The organism is Agrobacterium sp. ST15.13.013 (assembly GCF_027956525.1).
Taxonomy (GTDB): Bacteria; Pseudomonadota; Alphaproteobacteria; order Rhizobiales; family Rhizobiaceae; genus Agrobacterium; species Agrobacterium salinitolerans.
The window spans coordinates 17396-40937 of sequence record NZ_JAQKGP010000025.1; the positions used below are offsets into that span (position 1 = coordinate 17396).

19 protein-coding genes and 2 pseudogenes are annotated in these 23542 nt (G+C 55.3%); 4 read left to right on the plus strand and 17 right to left on the minus strand.

Annotation, left to right across the window (positions count from 1 at the left end):
• Positions 1-58: 58 nt before the first annotated feature.
• From PL597_RS21010 to PL597_RS21020, 3 genes are read right to left on the minus strand one after another with little or no spacing between them, the layout of a single operon-like run.
• Complete coding sequence (locus PL597_RS21010; protein ID WP_077768105.1) at positions 59-1060, minus strand: tyrosine-type recombinase/integrase; 1002 nt, start codon at positions 1058-1060, stop codon at positions 59-61.
• Entirely contained in the window at positions 1057-1980 is a 924-nt protein-coding gene (locus PL597_RS21015) for a tyrosine-type recombinase/integrase (protein ID WP_077768106.1), read from the minus strand. The genes PL597_RS21010 and PL597_RS21015 overlap by 4 nt, the downstream gene beginning before the upstream one ends.
• Entirely contained in the window at positions 1977-3218 is a 1242-nt protein-coding gene (locus PL597_RS21020; RefSeq protein WP_012476048.1) for a site-specific integrase, read from the minus strand. Before PL597_RS21020 ends, PL597_RS21015 begins: the two co-directional genes overlap by 4 nt.
• Before the next feature lie 124 nt (positions 3219-3342).
• On the opposite strand from PL597_RS21020, the pseudogene PL597_RS21025 reads away from it, so the two are divergent.
• Positions 3343-3483, plus strand: a pseudogene (locus PL597_RS21025) (transposase domain-containing protein); the annotation flags it as partial.
• A gap of 79 nt (positions 3484-3562) precedes the next feature.
• Here the strand turns inward: PL597_RS21025 and PL597_RS21030 are convergent.
• The 8 genes from PL597_RS21030 to virD1 all read right to left on the minus strand — a co-directional run bounded on the left by PL597_RS21030 (position 3563) and on the right by virD1 (position 16091).
• Positions 3563-4000 (minus strand): cupin domain-containing protein, encoded by a 438-nt coding sequence (locus PL597_RS21030; protein ID WP_244614288.1) that lies wholly within the window; start codon positions 3998-4000, stop codon positions 3563-3565.
• 120 nt (positions 4001-4120) lie between these two features.
• On the minus strand, positions 4121-5476 hold the full coding sequence (locus tag PL597_RS21035; protein WP_012476046.1) for a hypothetical protein: 1356 nt from the start codon (positions 5474-5476) through the stop codon (positions 4121-4123).
• 103 nt (positions 5477-5579) lie between these two features.
• Positions 5580-6530, minus strand: coding sequence for a hypothetical protein (locus tag PL597_RS21040; protein ID WP_077768107.1), 951 nt, complete (start codon positions 6528-6530; stop codon positions 5580-5582).
• Positions 6531-6761: 231 nt separating this feature from the next.
• A complete protein-coding gene (locus PL597_RS21045) occupies positions 6762-9131 on the minus strand; it encodes a virA/G regulated protein (RefSeq protein WP_236771576.1) in 2370 nt (789 codons plus the stop codon).
• Between the two features lie 245 nt (positions 9132-9376).
• Positions 9377-11359 carry a type IV secretion system ATPase VirD4 gene (virD4, locus tag PL597_RS21050; RefSeq protein WP_012476043.1) on the minus strand — a complete coding sequence of 661 codons (1983 nt, stop codon included), beginning with the start codon at positions 11357-11359 and terminating at the stop codon, positions 9377-9379.
• Between the two features lie 59 nt (positions 11360-11418).
• Positions 11419-13914: a virA/G regulated protein gene (locus PL597_RS21055; protein ID WP_173992072.1), complete on the minus strand. Its 2496-nt coding sequence runs from the start codon at positions 13912-13914 to the stop codon at positions 11419-11421.
• A gap of 358 nt (positions 13915-14272) precedes the next feature.
• Entirely contained in the window at positions 14273-15619 is a 1347-nt protein-coding gene (locus PL597_RS21060; RefSeq protein ID WP_012476041.1) for a T-DNA border endonuclease VirD2, read from the minus strand.
• 25 nt (positions 15620-15644) lie between these two features.
• On the minus strand, positions 15645-16091 hold the full coding sequence (gene virD1, locus PL597_RS21065; protein ID WP_012476040.1) for a T-DNA border endonuclease subunit VirD1: 447 nt from the start codon (positions 16089-16091) through the stop codon (positions 15645-15647).
• Between the two features lie 254 nt (positions 16092-16345).
• On the opposite strand from virD1, the gene PL597_RS21070 reads away from it, so the two are divergent.
• From PL597_RS21070 to PL597_RS21080, 3 genes and pseudogenes are all read left to right on the plus strand, one after another.
• A complete protein-coding gene (locus PL597_RS21070) occupies positions 16346-17041 on the plus strand; it encodes a conjugal transfer ATPase VirC1 (protein ID WP_012476039.1) in 696 nt (231 codons plus the stop codon).
• Between the two features lie 2 nt (positions 17042-17043).
• Entirely contained in the window at positions 17044-17649 is a 606-nt protein-coding gene (locus PL597_RS21075; RefSeq protein WP_010900354.1) for a conjugal transfer protein VirC2, read from the plus strand.
• A 163-nt stretch (positions 17650-17812) separates the two neighbouring features.
• A pseudogene (locus PL597_RS21080) lies at positions 17813-18510 on the plus strand (IS5 family transposase).
• A 106-nt stretch (positions 18511-18616) separates the two neighbouring features.
• On the opposite strand, the gene PL597_RS21085 reads toward PL597_RS21080, so the two are convergent.
• The 6 genes from PL597_RS21085 to PL597_RS21110 all read right to left on the minus strand — a co-directional run bounded on the left by PL597_RS21085 (position 18617) and on the right by PL597_RS21110 (position 23518).
• Positions 18617-19342, minus strand: coding sequence for a response regulator (locus PL597_RS21085; protein ID WP_012476036.1), 726 nt, complete (start codon positions 19340-19342; stop codon positions 18617-18619).
• Positions 19343-19577: 235 nt separating this feature from the next.
• A complete protein-coding gene (gene virB11 / locus PL597_RS21090) occupies positions 19578-20612 on the minus strand; it encodes a P-type DNA transfer ATPase VirB11 (RefSeq protein ID WP_012476035.1) in 1035 nt (344 codons plus the stop codon).
• 33 nt (positions 20613-20645) lie between these two features.
• On the minus strand, positions 20646-21776 hold the full coding sequence (virB10, locus tag PL597_RS21095; RefSeq protein WP_012476034.1) for a type IV secretion system protein VirB10: 1131 nt from the start codon (positions 21774-21776) through the stop codon (positions 20646-20648).
• Entirely contained in the window at positions 21776-22654 is an 879-nt protein-coding gene (virB9, locus tag PL597_RS21100) for a P-type conjugative transfer protein VirB9 (RefSeq protein WP_012476033.1), read from the minus strand. The genes virB10 and virB9 overlap by 1 nt, the downstream gene beginning before the upstream one ends.
• Positions 22651-23364 carry a type IV secretion system protein VirB8 gene (locus PL597_RS21105; protein WP_012476032.1) on the minus strand — a complete coding sequence of 238 codons (714 nt, stop codon included), beginning with the start codon at positions 23362-23364 and terminating at the stop codon, positions 22651-22653. Before PL597_RS21105 ends, virB9 begins: the two co-directional genes overlap by 4 nt.
• Entirely contained in the window at positions 23351-23518 is a 168-nt protein-coding gene (locus PL597_RS21110; protein WP_010900348.1) for a type IV secretion system lipoprotein VirB7, read from the minus strand. The genes PL597_RS21105 and PL597_RS21110 overlap by 14 nt, the downstream gene beginning before the upstream one ends.
• Positions 23519-23542: the final 24 nt, after the last annotated feature.

The following is a 23542-nucleotide window of genomic DNA, read 5'->3' on the forward strand; positions in this document are numbered from 1 at the left end:
GCTTCTCTTGCCGTTTTGGTCGAAGACCCGTCGTTGGCACTCGGCATAGTTCTCATGCTCAGAGGGCGTTCAGGAATTCCAGAAGCCGGTCGTTTGGTCGAAATCGCTCGGCCTTGGCGCGTTCGTACGGCTTCAGCTTTGCGAGTGTCGATTCCTTCAGTTCAAGATGTGCATGAAGATAGGTCAGCGTCGTTTCCATCGCCTCATGGCCCAGCCACAGGGCAATGACCGAGCAGTCGACGCCCGCCTGTAGTAGCTCCATGGCAGCGCTGTGCCGCAAGACGTGGGGCGACACCCGCTTCGAGCGGAGGGAGACGCAGTGCTCGCGCGCTTTGGCGACATATTTGTTCAGCAGTGCCTGCACGCCGTCGGCGCTGAGCCTGCCACCGTGCATATTCGGAAAGAGAGCCGTTGCGCCTCGCTTCCCTGGTTCCTTGAGCCAACGCCGGAGGGCTTCCTGTGCAACCTTTGTGAGCGGCGTACTTCGCTCTTTGCGGCCCTTACCGACGCATTGCACATGCGCACCGCGGCCGAGCATTACCGAGTCTCGGTCGAGGTCGATGACTTCCGAAACCCGCAGCCCCGTTTGCGCGGCCAGCAATAGCAGAGTGTAATCGCGGCGTCCCAGCCACGTGCTTCGATCCGTGCAGTCCAGGATCGATTCAATCTCGGGCCTGGTTAGGAACTGAAGCTGCCGCTTGTCGCATCGCTTGCTGGGGATCGCGAGCACGCGCTGGATGTGGGCGCTATGTGCCGGCTCCTCGAACGCCGCATATCGGAAGAAAGATCGAATGGCTGTGAGGCGGAGATTCCGGGTCCTCACCGAGGCGGCTCTCTGCGTCTCGAGGACTTCCAGGAATGCGCCGATGAACGGAGCGTCCAAATCCCGCAGTGTCAATTGAGATGGGGACCTCCCAAGGCGCGCCTGCGCGAACGCAAACAGGAGCCTGAACGTGTCTCGATAGGAGGCAATGGTGTTGGAACTTACACCTCGATGCTTCATGAGCCGATCTGTGAACCACCGCTCGATCAGCACGGCTAAGTCGTTCGTTCGTCTCATGACCGAACCTCCCACCGCTTATCCAATCGCCGAACGGCATGATTCATCAGCTCCGGCGCGGCGGACAGATACCAGTAGGTGTCGCGAACATTGGCATGGCCGAGGAAGGTCGAGAGTACCGGCAGCTCGCGTTCCACATCTTCGCCAGCGCGATGCCAGTTGATCAGGGTTTGGACGGCGAAACGGTGACGAAGATCGTGAACCCGCGGGCCACCGCGATCCCCCTCCTGCCGTAAACCAATTTGCCGGGATAGTCGCCAGAACACCCGGTGCACGTATTGATGCAGCAATCTGCCGCCCTGTTCGGCGACGAAGAAATAGGGACTGCGCGGCGTGCCAAGGTGTGCATCGCGTCGGGCAGCATAGTTTGTAAGGACAGCGATTGTCGTGGCATGCAGCGGCACCAGCCGTGACTTGCCGAACTTTGTCTCTCGGATAGTGAGGACGCCCTGCTCGAGATCGACGTCGGCCCGGAGCAGGCCGAGCGCTTCAGAATGGCGCAGTCCGGCGACCGCTATCAGTCCGAACAGGCAGTGATACGTCCAGCGTCGAAGGGCGTTGGCTGGCGGCAGCGACAGTGCTGCCGCCAGCAGCGCCTGAATCTCAATGTCGCTATAGATGTAGGGCTTTGTCCGCCGTGCCGGCGGCACTGCGTCGCTCGGTGGCACTTCCGTCAGAAGATCGAAATGACTGAGGTGCTGGGCAAAGCAGCGCACATCAGCCAGGCGGATGGACCAACTCGGCTGTCGGCCCATCGACGTCACCCACTGCATTGCCAGGTCCGACGTGATGGTCTCGGCGCCGCGGGCTTCCATGAAGGTGACGAATGCCGACAACCGTCGTGCCGGCCCATCATATTTGTATCCCAGCCCTTGGCGCATGCCGACATAGCGGTTGAGGGCAGTGCGAAGCCGGCTCATTGGACACCTCCCGGCCAGGGCAGGCTCAGTCCACGCAGCTTGTCAACATCGAGCTTGGCATAGATCCTTGTGCTGTCGATGCTTCGATGACGGAGCAGTTGGCCGATCTCGGCAAAGCTGGCACCCGACCGTAAAAGGTCGGTCGCGAGGCTGTGGCGGAAAAGATGGGCGCCGTGATGGGCATAGCCATCAATGCCTGCCCGCTCGAGTGCCTGCTTCGCGATCATCGTGATGGCGCAGCCGGAGGCAAAGCCCACGTGCGGCGCAAGTGTTCGCAAGAAAACTCGCCGACACGCCGAAGCGGGACGCCCATGCCGGATATAAGCCACGATAGCTGTTCCGACGTCGTGACGCAGCGGCATAGTCGCTTGCCGCCGTCCCTTTCCGTGTACGAGAATCGTGCCCGACTGCCAGTCGATATCATCGAGATTGAGGGTAGCAACTTCGCTAGCGCGCAAACCGAGCTTGGCCAAGATCATCAGAACCGCATAGTCCCGATGTCCCATTGCCGTCGTCCGGTCACAGGCATCGAGAACCTTCTGGACCTTCTCTGGCGGCAGGAAGGTTGGAAGGCCGGCAAGTCGCCAGCGGCGGATGGATGGCACGCAATCGGCCAACGCCGTCGAAATGAAGCCCTTCAAATGCAAGTAGCGCAGTAAGGCACGCACGACTCCGCACATTGCCTTGCCGCTGTCGGCGGAGCCATCGAGCGCATGTCGTTCGACATACCCGATGACAATCTCCGGGGTGAGCGCTGCAAACCCATTCGCGCCGGCAGGACAGACCTCCCGCAGAAATCGAAGTGACAGAAGCTTGTAGCTCCCCACCGTCGAGGCGGCGAGCCCTCTCTCATTCGAGAGATATGCCCCGAATACATCGACGATCTGCTCGTGCTCAGTGCGCTCAACCGGAAGCGCACCTGGTATTAAGCCCTCTTCCCGTAACGCTGAAAGCACGCGTCGGAGTGCCGATCGGTCGCCCGTATCGGGACTCCAGTGTTTGAAGCGATGCTCAAGAAAACGATCGACATAAGCTTCGCTCAAATCCTGCGGGGCATATCCATTGCCAACATGCCAGTCCATCAGGTCTCGAAACAGGCTCAGCGAGCGCCACGTGCATTGCCGACCCAAGCCTTCTTTCGACATGCTGGCGGCGTAAACACGCGCAAACTCCCGATACGGACCGTGGAGCAGCTTCCGATATAGGGCGCTGCGATTCAAATAGTCAGTTGTGTTCATGTGTCCTCTCCTTCGCGTCAATTGCGACGGAGAGACCCTAAGCTATGCCGACTGGGCGACCGCTATGCTGCCGGAAACGTTGGAAAAAACTTGATTAATAGGCATAGTTCGCCGGTCGGCATAAAGTGCCAAGCTCAACGACGTCGATCCGCAGGCTTGGCTTGCTGACCTCCTGGCCCGCATCGCCGACACGCCAATCAGTAAGCTCGAGCAATTGCTTCCGTGGAATTGGCAGCCGCACGGATTGAAAGCTAAAGCAGCCTAACCTGCGGCCTTCACCGGATGCTTACCCTACAGTAAACTGACTCGTAGCATTGCACCAGGTTGGGTCCGCCGGGTGGCGTTCAACGCGGCACATACCCCTCCAAATCCGGCAACAGGACGACGCTTTCCTGCTCCTTCGGGTCGGTGCGGGCGATGACCGCTGTCGCCGGCCGGTCGCTGAGATTGGCGGGAAGATGCGGAACGCCAGCCGGAATATAGAACATCTCATCTTCGCGAACGATGACGTGTTCTTCCAGCTGGTCGCCGAACCAGCAATGCGTCTCTCCGGAAATCGCATAGATCGCTGTCTCATGCGAGGCGTGCAAATGCGCCTTGGCGCGGGCGCCCGGCGGTATGGTTAAAAGATGCATGCAGATCCCCGTCGAGCCCACTGTCTCGGCCGCAATCCCTTCGAAATAATTGAGACCCTGTTTTCCGGCATAGGTGCTGCCGGGCCGCACGACACGGCAGGTGGGCTTCGATGAGACACTCGTGGCAGTTATTTTCGGGGATGGCACGGATTTCTCAGTGATCATTTTGACGCGAAACGTTGGTAGTTTGGGAATATGGCAGCAGGGATGAGCTCATTTGCCGGGGGGCGACTTGACAACTCGGTGTGTGCCCCCCTAGTTTAGCTATCATCGCGACAAAGTACCTGAGCCGGTGCGATCCCGATTCATCGAGCGGTCGCAAATTTCGGCTCTCGGCGAACTAAGCTTTTCCCTATCATTCGACGATCGCGATTCGTGCAATTCATTCAACCTGGATCCACCGCCATCATGAACGTGGCGATCGTCGCCGACGAACCCGGATCCGGCTTGATGGACGACGGTCATATCCGATTCGAGCGGCCCATCAAGTTCGTTTCCAAGATGACTGTTGGTATTTTCCCGCTGCGACCGCGAGGGGTTAGCTGAAGGGTGCTGCCAGGCCTGTTTATGGAGGGCACGTTCCGCGGCACGTAATACTTGAGCCTCGAGTTCGCGTCCACTTAATGTCTTCAATTCTTTACCGACCGTAACTCCGAGGATTTTTTTGGAGACCTCTTTGATTTCGGCGTTCAGGTATGTCGCTTCCGCTTTGTATATCTTCCCAAACGTGTGCTTGCTGCTCTTTAGCTCCCCTGTAGCGTCATCGTAGACGGCTGAACGCTTGTTGAGGAGGCTTCGATGTGCGGAGACATCCCGACCTAACTCGTGGCCGTCCTTATCCAGCCGGGATCTATATGATTCACTGAAAGCTCCGCCAAGCTTGCGGATACTTGTTCTAGATGTTTGTCGATCCGGTGCCTTTTGTGAAGACATCGAATAGCCCATCCGTTTGCTTGCAATGAGCTCCAGATTACCCTTGTCATCGCGTTCGAAAGTCTTTTGTTGGGAGCCCTCCCGACGCGTTAAAACGCGATAAAGCCTCTTCTCCAGGCCACTCTCATAAGGACGTCCGATTTCCTCGGAAATGGGATGCAACGCCCGTCCAGTAAGTCTGCGCCGATCGATGTATCGGGTGCGCATCAGTTCACCGTTTTCGTCCCGCTCCCATTTTTCTTCGAAGGCACCGGCTTTGCTTTTGATATGTTTCTCGCTCAACACGCCGTTCTGGTCGTAGTCATAGCGACGGACACTATTCCAGTCAGACCTCTCGTAGTGAATAAGCCGAAGGGAGCCAGTTGTTTGATCTCGAATGAAAACCTTCTTCTTCTTTTTTATGAGACCCCGACTATGGGTCAATTCTCCATTGCTATCGACCCGCAGTTGCTCGCTGCGAAACGGCTTGTGGGCGATCACACCACGGAAATCTGCATCGAGCTTATTGAGGAGTTGCAGTTTCGAGGCATATTTTTTCAACGCCGGCGGCGCTTCAAGTCGCGCGCGCCTTTCCTGCGCCTCGCGTTCCACAAGGTACGCCTGCCCTAACTGATCAACCAGGCGTTCATCAGAATTGCGCGTGGTCGCTGTAGAAGATTTCTGCGGGGCTTTTTTATTTATACTGACCATTAGGTGGGCCTTCCCTGTGCACGCTTTATCGATGCTCGTTTAAAAATTCGCTCGTCAACCAAGTGCTTTCGTCGGAGAAATAATCGAATATTCAGACCAAGTTCTACCGGCTGAGATCAGAATTTGACCTCCCTCGCGGTGCCCGGGTTAAGTTCGCGCGAGCATCGCGGTAAGCCTTCTCAATCGATCCAGCGATTCCTTCCGCTTTTACCATCTGGTCGTGAGCACTGAGAGTTTCGGGAAGGAGCTCAGTGCGGATTTTTTGTTCGATCTGAAGAATGTCCGTGGCCAGTTGTTTATTGCTCCGCTCGTGCGGACCTTCGGATGTCGACGCAAGCCCCAAATGCTCCTGCGCATGGATGCGTTCGTCGGCGTAGAGTCTCGCAAGCTGGGGTCTCTTCGCCATTGCATCGAAGATTTGTGACTTGTGTTCGAGTTCCAACTGGTTGTGCGCCGCTGCAATCGCGTAGGCTGCATAATGGCGACTGTCGTAGTTGATAGGCCCGTCTACCTTGAAGTATTCAATTGCTCTGTCGATAAGGCGTCTCTTGTCGGCCCTCTCGAGGTCACTCAAATGGGACGTCATCGACATAATCGCCTCCGCCTGCTCACCGCCTTCCGACATATTGAGAATGTGATTGACGATCGCTGTTTTCCTGGCGGGCGATTGGAACTTCAAAGTTGGACCAATTGTCCTGATGCGCTGGCTCGCCAGCGCAAACTCGCCAGCAGGGTCCGGTTCCGGATAGTTCGGATACTCGGCAAAGCCGTTCCGGGGTACAGCCAGGTCATACAATGCCTTGCTTGAGGCACCCAGTCGATTTACGCTTCGGTGGAACGTTCCGACATCGCTCTGATCGACCGATGCCCGAACCGACGGGCTCGCAAGTTTAAAGCTTGTGAGGTTGGCTGCCGTTTCGACTGGATCGTCGGTCGGCAGATGTTTGGCAACTTCCACCAAAATGTCATTCGGTAAGGTGGCTGCACTTTCGGTCTTATCACCACCGAGGACCGAAAGCTCGCGTTCCTGCATTTTCTGGCCGTCTTCGAGCATAACTCACACTCCAACGCGGATCAAGGATATGCGAAGTCTAACACCTGCGCTTAAGGCGTTGAATGGACATCGTGTTTCAACTGAAATTCAGGCCCTGGCGATCGATTGCACTACGGCGCGTTTTTTGCGGGGGATTTCAAAGAGTAGCAGTACAGCCTGCGGTTCAAATGCTGAACCATCATTTTTAAGCATCGATACAAAGTCCGCTAACGATGGTCATCTCCAGCTTTGTCACCGTTGTAATGCTTTGTCCCGACCGCGATCGCGCGGATCATAAACCCGTCGTTCATCAAACTCGTGAGTTGCTTTTTCAACTTCTGCGCTCGACGATTGGGCTTTCAAGGGTGAAGTGCCTATTGAGGCGGCAGTCCGGTTCAACGCGGAAACAAGCGCAGCTTTTTTCTTCCGCAACCCAAGTGTCTTGGCCTCCAGGTCCTTCTTGACGTCATAAAGGGCTAAAAACTCTCGATAGACTTGCTGCTCACGCTCGCGTGTTGGCCATCTTCCTGTCAATGCTGTTTCGCGAGCGAGTACAGCTTCTGTCTGGCCACGTGGCCCAAGGTGCAACAATTCCGGAGCTTGCTCTTTACTGGGCGGAGAAAGTACCGGATCGCGGCTTACCGTATAGTTGTAGCTAGTAGTCGCGACCTGAAGCGGCATGATAACCCCATCTGGCGTTTCGCTCTGCAGCCCGTCGTTAGCGAGCTGGTGTGCGTAGCCTAGCTGGTTTAATTGATACCCGTTTGACGCCGTTGCACCTTCCGTGGACGCAACAGGGTCCGATAGAGTTGCCCTTTGATCCGAGCGGTAACTTGCGTCATCTGGCCAGCCGCGCCCCACCAGTCGGGTCCGCCCCCTTCCCGTACCAACATGTTGTCGATGAAGTTCCTTGCATTCGAGATAGGCGGGCATAGGCCTTTCCAGCCGCCGGCCCTCTTTGGTCGAGCGCAGGGTATCGTGGACAACCTTGAACCCGAAAATATGCTCCGACTCGTATTTCCCGGTCTCGGTCGCAAGCCGAGCTCGTTCGTTTTTTCGACTTCCATAAGTGCCGATATTGTCGCTTCTCGAGCAAGCGGCTTTTTCTGGCTGAGTGGACTGAACCGTCAAACAACCCTCGTGAGACGACAGTCTTTCCGCACTTGAAATTACGTCATAGGCCGTTGCTTTAGCGCCTCGACGGCTCTTGGCACCCAGCCGTTTAACTTTGCTTACCTCGTCGAGGCGATTACTGTCGGCGATGCTGGCGGTTTGGTCTGCATCCCTCCCAGAGGGCCCGAAATATAGAGCACGTCTTGCTTCCAATTGTGCGCACGTCAGGTTTTGCACGTGAGTCGGCTGTTGTGCTGGCTCACGTGCGAGACTAGGCGAGCGCGCTTCCGGTTGATCACCTAAACTGAGGCGGGACTTATTGGTCGTGCTTGCTTGCGACAGAAGACCAGTCGCCCCGCCATCCTCAGACGGATCATGTTCATCGGGAATCCAGGCCGCCGGGTCGAGCTCTGCCAGGCGCGCGTTCACCACCAGATTTTGCCACCGCGGCTGGGCTAGCTGCCTCCACCGTCCGTACGCCTGACGCTCCGCATCCCCAAGCAACATTCCCTCGTATAAAAAGACTGAGGAAGATGTCTTCCCGATCATCCCATTCGAAACGGCACCGCCTTCGATAGCAGCTTGGCGCGCGACTATGATAAGATCTTCCCAGGTGGGCCGGTCCGGCCTGCTCCAACGATCATGCGCAGCGCGCTCGGCTGCTCCGAGCGCCACTCCATCGTACACGAAGAACGCACGCGACACCTGCTCGGCGTTAATTGGGACGCCCGAGATGCGCCCGGACTCGTTGGAAGAAACGTCGTTGCCTGGTTGGTGTTCGCACCACGTCGGAGCAGACTGGTGCAATTCCGCAACGCGTGCGTCCACAACCAGGTCTTCCCATCCTGGTTGCGCGGGCTCGAGCCATTTTTCATATGCTAGGCGTTCCCCCTCCCCAAGCGGGACGCCTTCGTACTCGAAGACCGAGGTGTCATTTGATTCGTTGAGCCAGGTGGAGGTGTCGATTGCGTCAAGACGGGCGTCAACTATCAGGTCTTTCCAGGATGGCGGTTGCGGTTTACTCCAATTCTCATATGCTTCGCGCTCAGGCGAGCCGAGTCTCATCCCATCAAATTCGAATGGTTCAGGGAAACCGTTCTTTTGACCAATGGAGCTTGTCCGCTTACGCTTAGGCGCCTCCGATCGGAATTCCTCTTGAAGGGGACTACACTCATTCGGAATTGCAGCAGAGGTGTTTAGCTCTTCAATACGCGCGTTCACAACGAGTTGTTGCCAACTGGGCTGTCCCGGCTCCACCCATTCCTCGTAGGCATGCCGTTCCCCTTCCGCCAGAGGAACACCATCATAAACAAAAGTTGAAGAGGTACTTTCTCCGACATCGACATTCCAAGCGAAACTGTCAATCGCGTTCAGGCGAGCGCTCAGTATCAGGTCTTTCCAACTCGGCCGGTCCGCTCTATCCCATGTCTCGTACGCGGACCGCTCGGCTGCGCCCAGTCTCATTCCATCGTAAGCGAATTGCGCAGATAAATTTTCCCGGTGATCCATTTGGCCGTCAGATGGGGAGCAAGCAAAACGGTTCCAAGGCTCTTTGGGATGAAGGACAGGCGTAACCCCTGCGCGAACCTGGGGCGAGGATCTAGCCGACCCGGCGTATCCAGTTTTTGAGCTTCCCGACGGTTTCATGGCGATGTCTCATCAATTGGCAACCTTCAACGTTGGTAATGCATTCCCGAAACGGGACATCTGACGGCGCTAACAAGACTCGATCCGAAGCGGTATCACATCGAGCTTCAAGTGCCGGAGGCTGTTCTACCTCGTAGCTGGAGCGAAATGATCTGGTCGAGGAGTTCGCGCTGCGCCAAAAGAGCCGGAGCAATTTCCGGAAGCTTCTCAGAGGTTGCGGCGTCCGCGCCTTGGTATTCCCGCTCGTCATCAACTTCGTTTGAACGGGGGCGAACTTCTATTGGCATTACTCCATCAGCCACAGTTCTGTTTTGGGGGGAAACGACTTCCCCATGGTCGTTCTCTTCAATCTGCACCGGTTTTTGCGAAGTTGTATCGGCTGTTCCCTGGTCGAGCTTGCCTTCAACGAGGTTTGTGTCTCCCGGCAACATCAAAGATGCGGGCTCGGGAAGGGAACCGTGTTGGCTTTCGAAAATTCGCTTCAATATGAAATCCGAATAATATCGCACTTTTCTCAGTTTGAGGGGAGGTTGGCCTTTGATAAGGACTATTTCATAATCGTCGTCGAGTAGGCGGACTTGTTCGGCGCGCAAAAGCGGTGCTCCTTGGTCGGAGATTTGGATGTTATGATCAAACATGCGCGCTTGGCTGTACGACGTTGAGCGAGCCTGGAATGTGTAGTCGCCGATAGCTTTGGAAATGTAGTTGGGCGTCTCGTCATCAGCAGTCGCCATGAATACCTGCACACCCGTATTGCTGAGAAAATTTTGCTTACCAGCTTCATCATAAGTTCCTGTCAAAGCCGAAAGACTCTGAATAATAAACATGAAGCGGCCCTTGTAGCCGGCGATCGTCGTAATTGCCGTCTCCACAGCTTCCAGCTTGCCCAAGTGCTTGAACTCATCGAGGAGAAACAGAACTTCGTGCCGTTCATCTCCAAGTGGCAGCGATCGCTGCAGGATTGATACAACCTGCTGGAAGAGAAGACGCATCAAGGGCGCTATGACTTCGAGATCGTTCGGGCTGACACAAAGATAAATACAAGTCCTCTTCCGCCGCAGATCGTAGACGGAAAAATCCGAGGTGCTTGTAGCCGCTTTAACGAGTGGATCGGCCCAAAGATTGAGTCCGCCGTCGCCGAGCACCGATGTGTAGGATGTCAGGATTTTGGTGTCATTCCCCGCCATATTGTCGAAGATACGCTGAGCCTCTTTGTTTTGTGTTTCCTCCGCGAGTTGCGCAAATAGTTTGTACTTTTCACCCGGCTGAGCAAACAGATCGTAAACGGCACCGATCGTTGGTGTGCCGCGCTCAATGCAACTCAATATGCCTGCTACGAAAAGATCCCGTGCCCCGTCGATGAAACCTTCGGCTCCCTTGCCTTTGGCTGTGATGAGATTCGCAGCGAGGCGGCGCGTTTCTGTAAAGCGCCGTTCGGGCGGCAACGCGGCAATATCCAGCACGGGATTGTAACAATGCGTTCGCCGCTCTGGATCTAAGGGCGAGAACTTGAAAACCGCGTCGCCACTTGATTTACGCGCCCTCGATGTGAGTTCAAATAGCTCGCCTTTCACATCCAAGGCAATTACTGAGCCCTTGAAGGTTAGCAACGTCGGGATAACGACGCCGACACCCTTACCAGCGCGAGTTGGCGCGACAACAAGGCTGTGAGGTTGTTCTCCGTTACTTAGGTAGCTGCCAAACCAACGTGGTCCACATGTCTTGCCGAAGATGGGACCCGTGACGTGACTGTAGCGCCGGAGGTACCTGGCGTGCCGCATCTCGCCGGAGCCGGCCCAGCGAGCAGTGCCGTGATGTTCGCGCTCGCGCATCGATAACAGTAGTTGGCATAGCAACACGAGCGTTGACGTCGCAACGATGATGGCTAGTCCGCGATAGAACGTAGGACTTGCGTATCCCAAATAAGGCGGTGTCTCGTACAGGAACGCAAAAACGTTGAAAGTCATCATCGTTTCGCCCGTAAAGCCATGGCGAAATGTGACATAGAGACTGGCCGCACAAAACCCCACGGCCAATGAACATGCTATGCTCGCAGCCAGGCCTATTGGCGTGTACTTGCCTGAATTCATCACGTGACCACGCTCCGTTTATCCTATTGGACGGCTGTTTGCTTTACGGGCAGCTGGATCTACAGCCCATACCTTTCGCGCACGCGCGGTTCCAAGGTTCTCTTACCACCCTGCGCGTCACGGCCGTCCCCGTTCCGGCCCATCGACTGATCTGCTAACCGGTCGGCCTGTTGCGCGCGATCTTCGTTTCGTCCGTCAACAGTTTTTGCGTTTGAAGTTCCAGGTTCCCGCAGGTGGTCGTGGACAGGAGCGGGACGTAGGAACTCGATGAAAAGGTTTTCGGCGCCGTTCGCAACCTTGGAATTATAGGTTTCCGGCGTCATGTAAGCATTGGCTGGCGATTTGAGCCAAACATTTTCCGCGCCATACGTATTCGTTACTGTCGCAAGCTTTTCCAGCCTGAGAAGTTTTGGCCAAAACGCGAAGAAGGTTCCGCTATGATGCTGAACCATCACCTCTGGATTATGCACGCCTGCCTGCCGCGGGAACTCATAATCATGTTCACTTACCCGTGGTCCAGCAGGTGTATCATAAAAATATTTGCTATCGGACTTCAATCCGCTGAAGGTATTATCGGATAGACCGAGCGCTTTCATTCGTTCGTAATACTTTTCGGATCCGAGATGCAAGAGCAGCTGATTTCGGGGCATATAGGATCGTTGCGCGCTATCCGCTTTGACGAGGATCACACTGTTTTCCAACTCCTCCGCAGTCGGCCACTTCTGCAATCTTTCGAAGAGCTGCTTGCCTGTTTCAAAACGAACAACGTGCTCCCAGGGGTAAGGCCACCGCGGAACTGGCTCATTCCCGATGAGCACTTCGTCACCAAGCCGTTCAGCATCGAAAATCGCTTCCGTCGGCATGCGTCGCGGCTGGTAAGCATAGGACGCGCCAGGACCTTGCTGAATCTGATAATCTGACGAGACTTTTCGTTTCCCTTTATCCGAAACATCTCGCCGTATATCGGCACACGACGCCTTCCCGATCCGCAGTGGACCCGCAACGTCCGAGCCAGGAAGTTCCGTATGGGTAGCCTGCGGCAACCTAGGTACTCCGCTTTCGAGCGTGATAGGTGCCGCCCTGGCGGCGCTTGTTCCCGAAACGGTAGTGGGCGAGCCCGCCTCCTCGATAGCCTCGTTCAGTTTGAGCCTATGAGATTTTCCCCCGACAACCTGCTCGGAGCGAGATCTCTTCGAGCGCGGTTCAGAGATTGCGTCAATCCTTACCAGATCCTCGTCGGTCAACTCCGGCAAGCCATCGAACTTCATCTCTGATGGGCTCGGGTCCTGCCGAGAAGCTTCCTCATGGAACGCAGGATTCGTATGCCGGCCGCCGCGGCCCACGGTATAATCTTCGGCTGAGAAAGCATCGTCCAACCTGACTGGCTGAATAGTGTTCGCACCTTCCCGCCCCGTAGTCGGGCGGGGTCCAGAGAGTGCGTCGATCCGGGCTAAGTCCTCTTTGGTCAATTCGGGGAAGTCGTCGGACTTCATTTCTGATGGGCTCGGGTCCTGCCGAGAGGCCTCCAACCTGACCGCATGAATAGTGCGTGCAACATCCAGCCTCGAAGTTGAGCGGGCTTCGGAGAGTGCGTCGATCCGTGCCAGGTCCTCGTCGGTTAATTCCGGGAAGTCGTCGGACTTCGTTTCTGATGGGCTCGATTCCTGCAGAGAAGCCTCCTGACGGAACGCAGGATTCGTAAGCCGGCCGTCGTGGCCCGCGGCAAGATCCTTGCGTGAGAAGGCATCATCCAAGCTGACCGCATGAATAGCGTGCGCAGCATCTCGCCTCGAAGGAGAGCGGGCTCGCGAGAATGCGTCAATCTGCGCCAAGTCCTCGTCGGTCAACTCGGGAAAGGCGTCGAAGCGTTCCTCCGGTGAGCCAAGCGAACGAACTGAACCTTCATGGATCGATCCTGAAGCTGTTTGGCCACCGGTTTCGGTCGCGTCGTCGGAATAGGCACTGTCGGCGAGGATTTGGGTGCTTTCGACGCTGGCGGACCCTGCCTCAGTGCTTAAATTCGTAGCGGCTACGTCAGGAGGAACAACCTGAGTACTGAGCGGTGAACTGCTGTCGGCGAGCAAATCAAGGTCATCTAACCCTGGCCAAGATAAGCCTTGTTGGATCGACGGAAGGCTATTGGTCTCGCTATCCCCGCTTTCTACCATCCAATATGGTGCGCCGTCGAATGTTTCTTCAGGCTGGCCCTCTCCAGGAATGATCACATCATGACCTGAACCAAAAGCGCTTGTGGCAATAGGTTGTGTCGCAATTTCGTGCTGAGATTGCGTACGGCTCTCTCCAGTCCCTTCGATATTATCCAGCTCCATCCCAGACCGGTGCGGCCCTTGCGAAGCCGGCGTCGCGGTCGAGCTATCTTTCATAGCCAAAGACGCGGCAATAGTTCCCACCTGCATTCCCGAGCTGGTACTCCGCTTCGCCATTGATTCACTTTGATCACCGGTTTGCTCGTGTTCGCGCAGCTGCTTTCTTTCCCCCTTGCCAAAACGTGACGACGACGTCGCCTCGTGGTCCGCCCTGGCAGTGGACTGCATTTCAATCTCCCGCAGGTATTGCATGGCCGTACGAAAATACCCCTTGCTCCTCGGAAAGACCGCTGATTGGCCAGCCGGAGCTTCGGCTGATCTCACCGGGAGTATTTCTGCTGTATTCGGGGCATGGGTTGTCGGCCGTTGATTTTCGGGGGAAGTGCCTGGAAGGTCGCCGGCCCCACCAGTAATTAATGGCCGTAAGGAACTGGTCGTTAAGTGTTCTCTGCGGTTTTGTCGGAAGGCAGTCGACACCGATGTATCCGGGATTGGTGCGCCTGTAGCGCCTTCGTTATTCGAGTTCAACGTAGCGGAGCGGCTGAAGTCTCGACGAAATTCTTCATCTGCCATGATCGATCCTTTTCTACCTTCTGTTTCCCTCATCCCCTTGGCTGCGCCCGTCCCTTGACCGCTTACGAATGCTCGGCTCGGCGTCATCATCACGAGGACGCTTAGAATTTGGCTCTCCCTGCTGCCGGCGATCGGCTGTCGGAGGCAATGCGTCCGTAGCGATGTTGGTCTGCCCCGGGTCATCCAACGGATTTGATCCAGGGGGCTGGATCGGCGATGTAATCGGATCGTCCTGGGCAACCGGTACGGCGCTGATTGTCACTCCCGTCCGAATTCCGTCTACCCTGGTCAGTTTTGCGCCGCTCTGCTCTTCCTCATCACCGCGAGGCCGTTTTCGATGAGGCCGTTGCCGAACATCATCTTCGCTTGTTGTGTGCGTGACGGGTTCGGTTGCCAAACGATGCATGCCAGAACGGCCTTCAAGATCCTGGCCGTCTCCGGCGATGGTGAGAGGGCCGTTCCTCAAGTTGCCATCGTCCACAAAGGCTTTATCGCTGCCGGATTGAGAACGGGAATCGTTTCCAGATGATACACGATCGGGCGTGACACCGTTGCCGTTCGATCCGATCAGTGCCCGGGAACGTACTTCAGACACCGATTGCAGACCGCCGTTTCGTCGCAAGTTTTCTGACACGTTTTGAGGCAGCGAACCGTACGAAGAATTAAAAGATTGATCCGGTTCTCCGTCGTTTCCCCCAGGCGAGAATTCTTCGAAATCAATATCCTCGAAACGAATTTGATTGGCCTGCTGCCGCTCCAGGCGTCGATACTGGGCAAAAGTCATCGGCCGCTCCGAGATGCCGCGCTCAGCTCGGCTCGTCGCCTCGAGGACGACGCCATGACGAAGTGAAATCTCGGCCATTGTAATGCGCAAGGCGTCATAATTCAGTTGGGGGTGGCGCCGGGATATTTTCAGCCAGCCGTGCCCCAAAAGTTCGCGACGATTAACGACCACATGCAGATGTGGGTGATCGCGATCGATGTGAAAGGCTGTAAGATAGTTGTATCGGCCTCCCCCTGCGCCTGACCCAAACATCTCGGCTGCCCACTCCCGGCTCGCTGCATAAGCTGCTACCTGACTTGTACCGGCAGGGAAGCTTACAATAATGTGGGTCGTCAACTCCTGTTGCCTTTCCTCGTCTGGCCGACTTTCGTGATAAGTCCCGGTTTCTTGAACCCAGCTTAGGGCGAGTTCGCGGATTTCATCCGGTGGTACGAAAGTATCGAGATGTCGGGCCGAACGCTGCAGCTCCAACTTGCCCTTCCGAGATAGATACTCCAACTGGTTGATAATCTGTTGGAGGGTCTTCGTCCCACCTCCCGGCACAATGCGGATGATGACTTGAGACCGATCGGGCATCCAACAGATTCCCCCAAGTGCTACGTTAATGCTGCAAGGCGTCCGCCAGCATGGAGCAACCGTCGATCCGTCGCCGTGATACGGACAAAATGGAACGGAGCAAACCGTCGAGATCAGCGAACGATTTACCGAAAGCGTTTCGTTCAGCTTGCAGAGCGCCCAAATCCGTTGTCGGATTTTCAGCATAGGCACACAGCAGCGCGGCAATGTTGTTTGAGAGTGCTCCTATTGAATGAAGAATGGCTTCCATCATCTGACGAGTCTCTGCATCGATTTCGAGAAAGCCGGCAATGCGGCGAACCGCAACTCTTATGGCCATGCTGTCGGAGAGCCCCAGCAGACGGGCTTGGCGAGAGAAGCTCTCATATTCCGACGATCGCAAACGAGTGCTAACGACCTTGAAACCTTCAATCTTCGGGCCTTCACGCCGGTCGACAATGTCACTTGAAGTGGATTTTTCGCTTTGCGACATGGCTTGCTCCATAGAAAACGGAATGATCTGGATTTGTTCCGGAGTGAAATTCTCCAGTTGAGACTGAGGGAGCCTAGCCGCCAACAGAATAAATTCAAGAATATACTGTTCATATTCGGATCTATATAGTTACATTTGCAACTATCCTTCAATGCAATTGAAATATACTCCTGATAATTTCGCTATACAGACAGTCACACATACAAACAATGATACAGACGCACTTTCGTTCACAACGTCGCCAGGATAAACTTATGAAACTTCTGACATTTTGCTCATTTAAAGGAGGCGCCGGCAAAACCACGGCGCTCATGGGCCTTTGCGCTGCGTTTGCAAGAGACGGCAAAAGAGTGGCTCTCTTCGATGCGGACGAGAACCGGCCGTTAACGCGATGGAAAGAAAACGCGATGCGTAGCAACACCTGGGATACATCCTGCGAGGTGTACGCTGCAGAAGAAATGTCGCTTCTTGAAGCGGCTTATGAGGACGCCGAGCTTCAGGAATTTGATTATGCGCTGGCCGATACGCATGGTGGTTCGAGCGAGCTCAATAACACAATCATCGCTAGCTCAAACCTGCTTCTGATCCCGACAATGTTAACGCCGCTGGATATCGATGAGGCACTTTCGACATATCGTTATGTTGTCGAGCTGCTGCTGAGCGAGAACTTAGTGATTCCGACCGCCGTGTTACGCCAGCGAGTCCCGGTTGGCCGATTAACCACGTCACAACGCGCGATGTCAGACATGCTGGTGAATCTGCCTGTCGTACAATCTCCAATGCATGAACGAGACGCGTTCGCTGCAATGAAAGAGCGTGGCATGTTGCATCTCACATTGCTGAACACGACAAATGATCCGACGATGCGCCTCCTTGAGCGGAACCTCAGAATTGCGATGGAGGAACTCGTAACAATTTCAGAATTGATTGGCGATACCTTGGGGAATTGAAGATGGGGATCCGCAAACCTGCTTTGTCTGTCGGTGAAGCAAGACGGCTTGCTGCCGCGCGACCGATCGTTCACCCAATCCCAGCTCTTTCCTCGCAAAACTTGGCGCCTTCGCAATTACCTGAAAGAGCCGGAAAGGAAAAACGACCAGCGCCTCCTATCGCCGCCAAACGTCGTGACAACTTCGATCGGCAATCAATGCTAACGGCGGACGCCTTGAGTTCGACTGCGCCGCCGGAAAAAGTCCAGGTCTTTCTTTCGGCACGCCCCCCCGCTCCTGAGGTATCGAAGATATATGACAACTTGATTCTGCAGTACAGCGCTACCAAGGCGCTGCAGATGATCTTGCGCCGTGCGCTCGCCGATTTTGAGAACATGTTGGCGGACGGATCATTTAGCACGGGGCCTCAAAGCTACCCGATCTCAAAAGTAGTCGAAAAACCTATCGTTGTCCTGACTTCTCGCATGTTCCCGGTATCGCTGTTAGAAGTCGCACGCAATCACTTTGATCCATTGAGATTGGAGACCGCCAGGGCTTTTGGCCACAAACTGGCTACGGCCGCACTTGCATCTTTCTTTGCCGAAGAGAAGATAAGAAAAGAACGCTAATATGATGAGGCCGGTCACTTGACGGCGGTATTGTATTCGACAGCAGGCAATGAGGCAGCCCCTACCCAGCTACAACACAGCCAGCTCACTCTAGGCTGTGTCCCCATAACGGGGTTCATGTTGATGACGTTGTGTGATTCAATTTCCTGGAAAGGAGATTGTTATGCGCCGTCACGAACTGACCGACGAGGAATGGGCGGTTATCGCCCCTTTGCTGCCGACCAACAGCCGTGGAGTTGAGCGCGTGGATGACCGCCGGGTGATCAATGGTATCCTATGGCGTTTCCGGACAGGTTCATCCTGGCGTGATGTACCGGAGCGCTATGGTCCGCGCACGACGCTCTACAATCGCTTCTCTCGCTGGCGCAAGGCAGGCGTCTGGGATCGCCTTCCCGGCGCTGTTTCAAGGCATTATGCCGGAGAGATCGTCATGATCGATTCTTCCTGCGTCCGCGTTCACCAGCATGGTGCAAACGAAAAAAAGGGGGATCTGCCGATCCTTGCATGGGACGTTCGCGTGGCGGCCTGACGACAAAGATCCACGCGCTCGTCGATGCTGATGGTTTGCCGGTTCGACTGGCATTGACCGCCGGTCAGGCCGCCGATGCTCCTATGGCCGAAAAGCTGCTGAGTGACATTCGGCCCGGAACGACACTGCTTGCCGACAAGGCCTATGACACCGACGCGATCCGTAACTTCGCCAAGCAACGCAAATGCTGGGCAAACATCCCCGCCAAGGCCAACCGAAAACAGACCTTCAGTTTCAGCCGTTGGGTCTATCGCCAGCGCAATCTGATCGAGCGTTTCTTCAACCATCAAACAGATGCGTGGTCTGGCAACACGATACGACAGACGTGCTGACAACTACCTTGCCGGGCTCAAACTTGCCGCGACGAGAATCTGGATCGCTTCAATTAACGAGTCCGCGTCCTAGGATCAGATCGAAAAAGGCATATGCGTCGCTGCTTCAGGCCGCCATCAGACCTCCATAGGAAACATCCACATCAGCGTCGAAGAAATAGCCGGCACCCCTGGCAGTTTTGATCAAGTTTGGGCTCGCTGCATCCTGCTCAAGCTTTCGGCGGAGCCTCAAAATGAGAACATCAATGCTTCTGTCATATACTTCCTCCTCACGCACTCGGCTCGCGATGAGGAGCTGTTCTCGGGAAAGCACGTCGCGTGGCTTTTCCAGGAAAGCGACGAGCAGATTGAATTCCCCTGCCGTAAGCTTCACCTCGCCATTTTGTGCGGATACCAATCGCCGCTGTCTGAGACTAAGTGTCCAGCCGGCGAAACAAAATGAACGCCGGTCTTTGGTTCGCATGACATTCGGTCGCACGCGTAATGCGACACGGATGCGTGCTAGGAACTCGCGCGTTCCGAAAGGTTTCGCGATAAAATCCGTTGCTCCCAGCTCGAGCGCCACCACTTTATCCGCCTCCTCAAGGCGATCACCGCTGATGATTATAATTGGAACATCGGATTTTGTGGCGAGACTGCGAACGATCTCAAGTCCGTCTTCACGCCCTAAATTGAGATCCACGACGACGACATCGACCGTCTCTGATGCAAGTACCCGGTTGAATTGCTGGCTATCTGATACCGCGGTGACCCTTAAGGCATGAATCGTTAAATACTCGGTAATAAGATGGCGCATCGCGGCATCGTCATCGATGACAAGAACATGTTTCACCAGTTCGCCTCCGTATGGGATTCTGCAGAATCGATAGATTCGTGCAAGCAGAGGATGTACGTCTCAGCCTCAACCTGATCATTTTCTCTCACTATGAGGGTAGTTCGGCAAAATTTCGGCCAAGCCGTGCATGACAAAAATGCTAACGGAAGGTTTCAGATTGATGACAGGAGTTGCTGCAGCGCGCTACACTTGTAACGCTTTAAAATCTGCGCGAGCAGACCTCCGTGCGGCTCTATTGCTGGTTTAGAAGATCCCCTATCGTCTCACCGCGTCGGCGGGCATCGGCGGCGAGCCATACTTCGCCCACTTCGTAAACATCGCCGTAAGCACGGAAGGGAACAATGACATCGATTGCCGTTGCCAACATGTCAATCAGTGTGCGATCTTCCAAGCATGCCCCCTGCACACTGCTCTTCACAAGTGAGAACAGCTTTTTGAAGCCTTGGACGGGATTCGCCCCATGTATGGTTGAAATCGATCCGGGGTGGCCTGAGACCACCTCACTCAGGTACGCCCACGCCGCGTCGTCGCGCATCTCACCGAGCAATATTCGGTCAGGCCGCATCCGAAGGCTTGCCTGGAGCAGCTGTTCCGCAGTCACTGCACCTAGCCCTGCCCCACTCTTGGAGTAGAGCAGTCTGACGTGGTTCTCATGTGGAATGACGAGTTCGAGCGTATCTTCAATGGTTATCAGCCTTTCTTCCCGCGGAATAGCACTGATCAAGGTCTTGCTCATCGTGGTCTTGCCGCTTCCGGTCGGCCCACAAAGCAACATCGTCCGCTTACCGATAACACATGCACGTAAAAATGATTCCAGATCGCCATTGTCGTAGTCGCGCAGAATCGCTTCGTCTAGTTGATCTCGTCGCTGCGTCCGGATTTGCCACTGATTCCATCGACGAACATCGTAGCGAGCCGAGACTTCCCCCAATTCAGAGACACGATTGCTCGGTCGTCGAATTGTCAAGCTCACGGTGCCAGAGGGTACCGTTGGCGGCAAGCAGATTTGCATCCGCTCGCCACCTGGGAGCTCGGTAGCGCAAAGAGGGTTGCGGGGGCCGACATCTTGTTTTCGCAATGCCCCTGCTAGAATGGCGATGTCTTCGAGATCATCATAAGAGAACGGTGCGGCGAACCTCGTGAAGACGCCACTTTGGCGTACAAAGGCTTCTCCCGGTCCGTTTATGGCAACTTCTTCAGTCCTCGGGTCATCGAGCCATTGCAAGACTGGGTTAAGAAGGGCGCGCAATTGCGGATTTACTTCCATTGGATGCATCTCGCAGCTTTGGCTATCTGTGCATTAGCGCAGATGCCGACGTTTCACCGATCCACCAGTCATATGAAGCTGGTAGATTCCTGAGAAATCCAAATCCCGCGCGACGAAGATCGAGACCGTGTCACCCTGATTTTTTTTCAAGGTTGGGGGAATGTTTATGGCCGCCCTTAGGGCCGTATCGGCCGCTTGTTCGCCATTGTTTTGGAAACTATTGAAGCTGGTCCCGCCGGTCGAATTCCCTGCGTAGCTACTTGCCGCCTGGACTGCGCCCTGGACGACACTCAGGAGCATGGCCCCGCTAAAGCGTTTCCAGAAATGATTGTCGACCGTACCCGGCAGTCCGGAACGGCCGAGTTCGTCGGCCCCCGGGGAGGAAAGAGAGACGACGGCGTGTGAGGGCGTCTCCGCGCGATTCCAGAGAACGAAAACGCGGGCGTCTCCCTGCTGCAGTCCACGCTGGATTTCGCCGACAACTGTCGTTCCGCGATCCAGAAGCACAACATTTCCGGTTGCTCCGCGTATGTCTTGAGGAAGTACACATTTCACATACCCTGCCAGATTTGTATCAATGGCGGTTTGCAGTATGCAGGGAATGATCGTTCCTTGCGTAACAGTGAAATCTGGGTGCGGCAAAAGTATAGCGAGGCTAGGCTGCAACACTGTCGGTTTCAAGCGCACAGAGAGATCGTTCTCAGCAGAATCCTCCGACGCGGCTAGGGAGTTGGCGTTTCTATTGTCTTGGCCACCGTTCTGAATATCAGCGTGTGGGGCGGATTTGACACCATTCTGATCACCTCCGCTGTAGGCAAAGATCGGTGTTTCTTCGGGCCTCAGTTCGTTGTGTTCTCGCTGATGTTGATCCGACGGCAAAACCGTTGCTTCCGCAGCTGGCGGTGTCATTGCCGGTTTGGCGGGAATATCAATCGGGGCCGGCCGAAAGGGCTTCGTGTTGGCATCGATCATTGTGTTTGGTGGAGACGGCTCGGTCCTTTTCTTTGAACGCGCCCCGAGCCAAATGAGGCTCAACGACAGTACCAGGACTAAACCCGCAACAAGGAGCTTTTGCGACCCCGAGAGGCGCCGGCCATGAGGATCGGTGACGAGGGATCCGGGCGCGTCGATACCTTCTCTGGATTGGGCATTCACGTCCTCCATCACCTCGTCTCCTTCAGCACGCGCACTACATCGGGTCTGACTGTGCCAGTGCCCGGCTTCCGTCCGACGGCGTCATATGCCTTATTCCAGATGCAAAGTACTGTATGGCCGTCCCGCAGACGCCATTCCCTGGAAACTGATGCTACTTCAACGTAATCTCCCTTAACTGAATAGTTGGCCGTGGCTTCCTTGCCATCTGGGTTAATCACGTAGATTGAAGGTACACGCACGTTTCCGGGAAAGCGAAATGTCGTGGAATACCCGTTGTCGAAAACCTCGAGCGGTAATAGCGAGCGGTCTCCTTGCGCGACATAGCTCCAATTTTTCGCATCTGTGCTGCCACCTGCTGGCGGACGCTCGAGCAAGTCCTCGGCTCGACGCTGATATTGTGCTTGCGCCCGCATCCGATCCGCAAGATCTCTCTGCTCCGCTTCTTTTCGGCGAGCAGCGGCAACGTCGGCAGGATAAGTGAACTGTACGCTGTAGTAGAGGTCAGGCTGCTCTTTATCGAGCCGAGACATCGTTCTGGTCGCGAGGCTGAAAACATAGCGCCGCATTCCTGCGTCGCTTGCGGTAAGGACGATCACAGGCTGCGGCTGCAGCACTTTGCTGGCCTTGAAAAACAGATAATTGCCGCGTGGGAGCGCAGCGAGATCTTTGCTGTTGGAAACGGCGACGGCTGTCACCGCTTCATTGGACCCAAATGTTACGACCAATGTGGCTCCAACAGCGGTTGAAAGGTGCACAACCTCATCGGGATTGTAGGCGAGATAGCGCATACGTGGATCCAGTTTGCCTGCCGCTGGCGTGTCTTCCGCGTTCGCGCCGCTGGTTACAAAGAGGATACAAACCAGGCCCAGAAACAAATTCTTGATCATTGCTGGCTCCGCGTCGTGTTCGAAACGGTATCTTCCGAAGTTTGATAGGAGGTAACGATTAAGCCGCCTGGATTTGTCAGCCTCAATCGGCCGGGCAAGTTAGTTACCGTTTCATAATGTACCGTTGCGGTCCAGGTGGTTACTATTGGAGCTTGCCCTTCCATGATGAGAGTGCGTTTGTAGCGGATCTGCTGGACGCCAGTCATAAGTTCGTTTGAGCCGATGTGCTCGGCTTCCAGCTTTCCGCGCTTACCAATGATGGTTTGGGGGGAGCTAGGACTGGGGTAATTGAAGAACTGCTGATAATCTTGACGCACCGTTGGGGCACTGAAGCTCGAGACCAGATCATAGGCGTATTGGGCTGTATCCGCCGAGTAGCTCTCCCGCAGACGAACATACTCCCATAGAGACGCATTCACGACCGCTTGCTCCTGCGTCGCCGGCAACCGCGAAATAGATACCTCACTGTCAACTGTACCGTCTGGGCGCACCCACAGATATACTGGAACAAGTTTGTTCAGCGGAAGCATGACGGCGATAGCGAAGGCCTGCGCCACGTTTCCTGCGACTGCAATGACAGCCAAAGCAGCCAAGGCTCTAGAGATTCGCCGAGCTGATCTAGCACGTGCAGACTGAAATGCTTCTACTTCCTTATAGTGGTCCGCCAATGCTTCCCGCTCTACTAACAGCGCGTATTCAGAGCCGTTCATTAGCCTCTCCTGCGTTGGTAGGCTGAAGGTCCGACTGAGCAGGCTGCCATCGCCCGACGTTCAGCGGAAAAATAGGCCCCTTACAAGTCGCCAACTGATCGCTTGTCTGACAAGACGCCAAGCCGATGATCAAAAACAATAGAAAGTACTTCAAGGAAATCCTCCATTTGTGAAGCTG

What these genes read in the sequence shown, in the direction of transcription:
- virB10 (WP_012476034.1), bottom strand. Translation starts at nt 21,776, where the DNA reads ATGGAGGACGTGAATGCCCAATCCAGAGAAGGTATCGACGCGCCCGGA.
- virD4 (WP_012476043.1), bottom strand. Translation starts at nt 11,359, where the DNA reads ATGAATTCAGGCAAGTACACGCCAATAGGCCTGGCTGCGAGCATAGCA.
- PL597_RS21105 (WP_012476032.1), bottom strand. Translation starts at nt 23,364, where the DNA reads ATGAACGGCTCTGAATACGCGCTGTTAGTAGAGCGGGAAGCATTGGCG.
- PL597_RS21045 (WP_236771576.1), bottom strand. Translation starts at nt 9,131, where the DNA reads ATGGATCACCGGGAAAATTTATCTGCGCAATTCGCTTACGATGGAATG.
- PL597_RS21015 (WP_077768106.1), bottom strand. Translation starts at nt 1,980, where the DNA reads ATGAGCCGGCTTCGCACTGCCCTCAACCGCTATGTCGGCATGCGCCAA.
- PL597_RS21035 (WP_012476046.1), bottom strand. Translation starts at nt 5,476, where the DNA reads ATGGTCAGTATAAATAAAAAAGCCCCGCAGAAATCTTCTACAGCGACC.
- virB9 (WP_012476033.1), bottom strand. Translation starts at nt 22,654, where the DNA reads ATGATCAAGAATTTGTTTCTGGGCCTGGTTTGTATCCTCTTTGTAACC.
- virB11 (WP_012476035.1), bottom strand. Translation starts at nt 20,612, where the DNA reads ATGGAAGTAAATCCGCAATTGCGCGCCCTTCTTAACCCAGTCTTGCAA.
- PL597_RS21075 (WP_010900354.1), top strand. Translation starts at nt 17,044, where the DNA reads ATGGGGATCCGCAAACCTGCTTTGTCTGTCGGTGAAGCAAGACGGCTT.
- PL597_RS21070 (WP_012476039.1), top strand. Translation starts at nt 16,346, where the DNA reads ATGAAACTTCTGACATTTTGCTCATTTAAAGGAGGCGCCGGCAAAACC.
- PL597_RS21060 (WP_012476041.1), bottom strand. Translation starts at nt 15,619, where the DNA reads ATGCCCGATCGGTCTCAAGTCATCATCCGCATTGTGCCGGGAGGTGGG.
- virD1 (WP_012476040.1), bottom strand. Translation starts at nt 16,091, where the DNA reads ATGTCGCAAAGCGAAAAATCCACTTCAAGTGACATTGTCGACCGGCGT.
- PL597_RS21010 (WP_077768105.1), bottom strand. Translation starts at nt 1,060, where the DNA reads ATGAGACGAACGAACGACTTAGCCGTGCTGATCGAGCGGTGGTTCACA.
- PL597_RS21040 (WP_077768107.1), bottom strand. Translation starts at nt 6,530, where the DNA reads ATGCTCGAAGACGGCCAGAAAATGCAGGAACGCGAGCTTTCGGTCCTC.
- PL597_RS21020 (WP_012476048.1), bottom strand. Translation starts at nt 3,218, where the DNA reads ATGAACACAACTGACTATTTGAATCGCAGCGCCCTATATCGGAAGCTG.
- PL597_RS21055 (WP_173992072.1), bottom strand. Translation starts at nt 13,914, where the DNA reads ATGCAGTCCACTGCCAGGGCGGACCACGAGGCGACGTCGTCGTCACGT.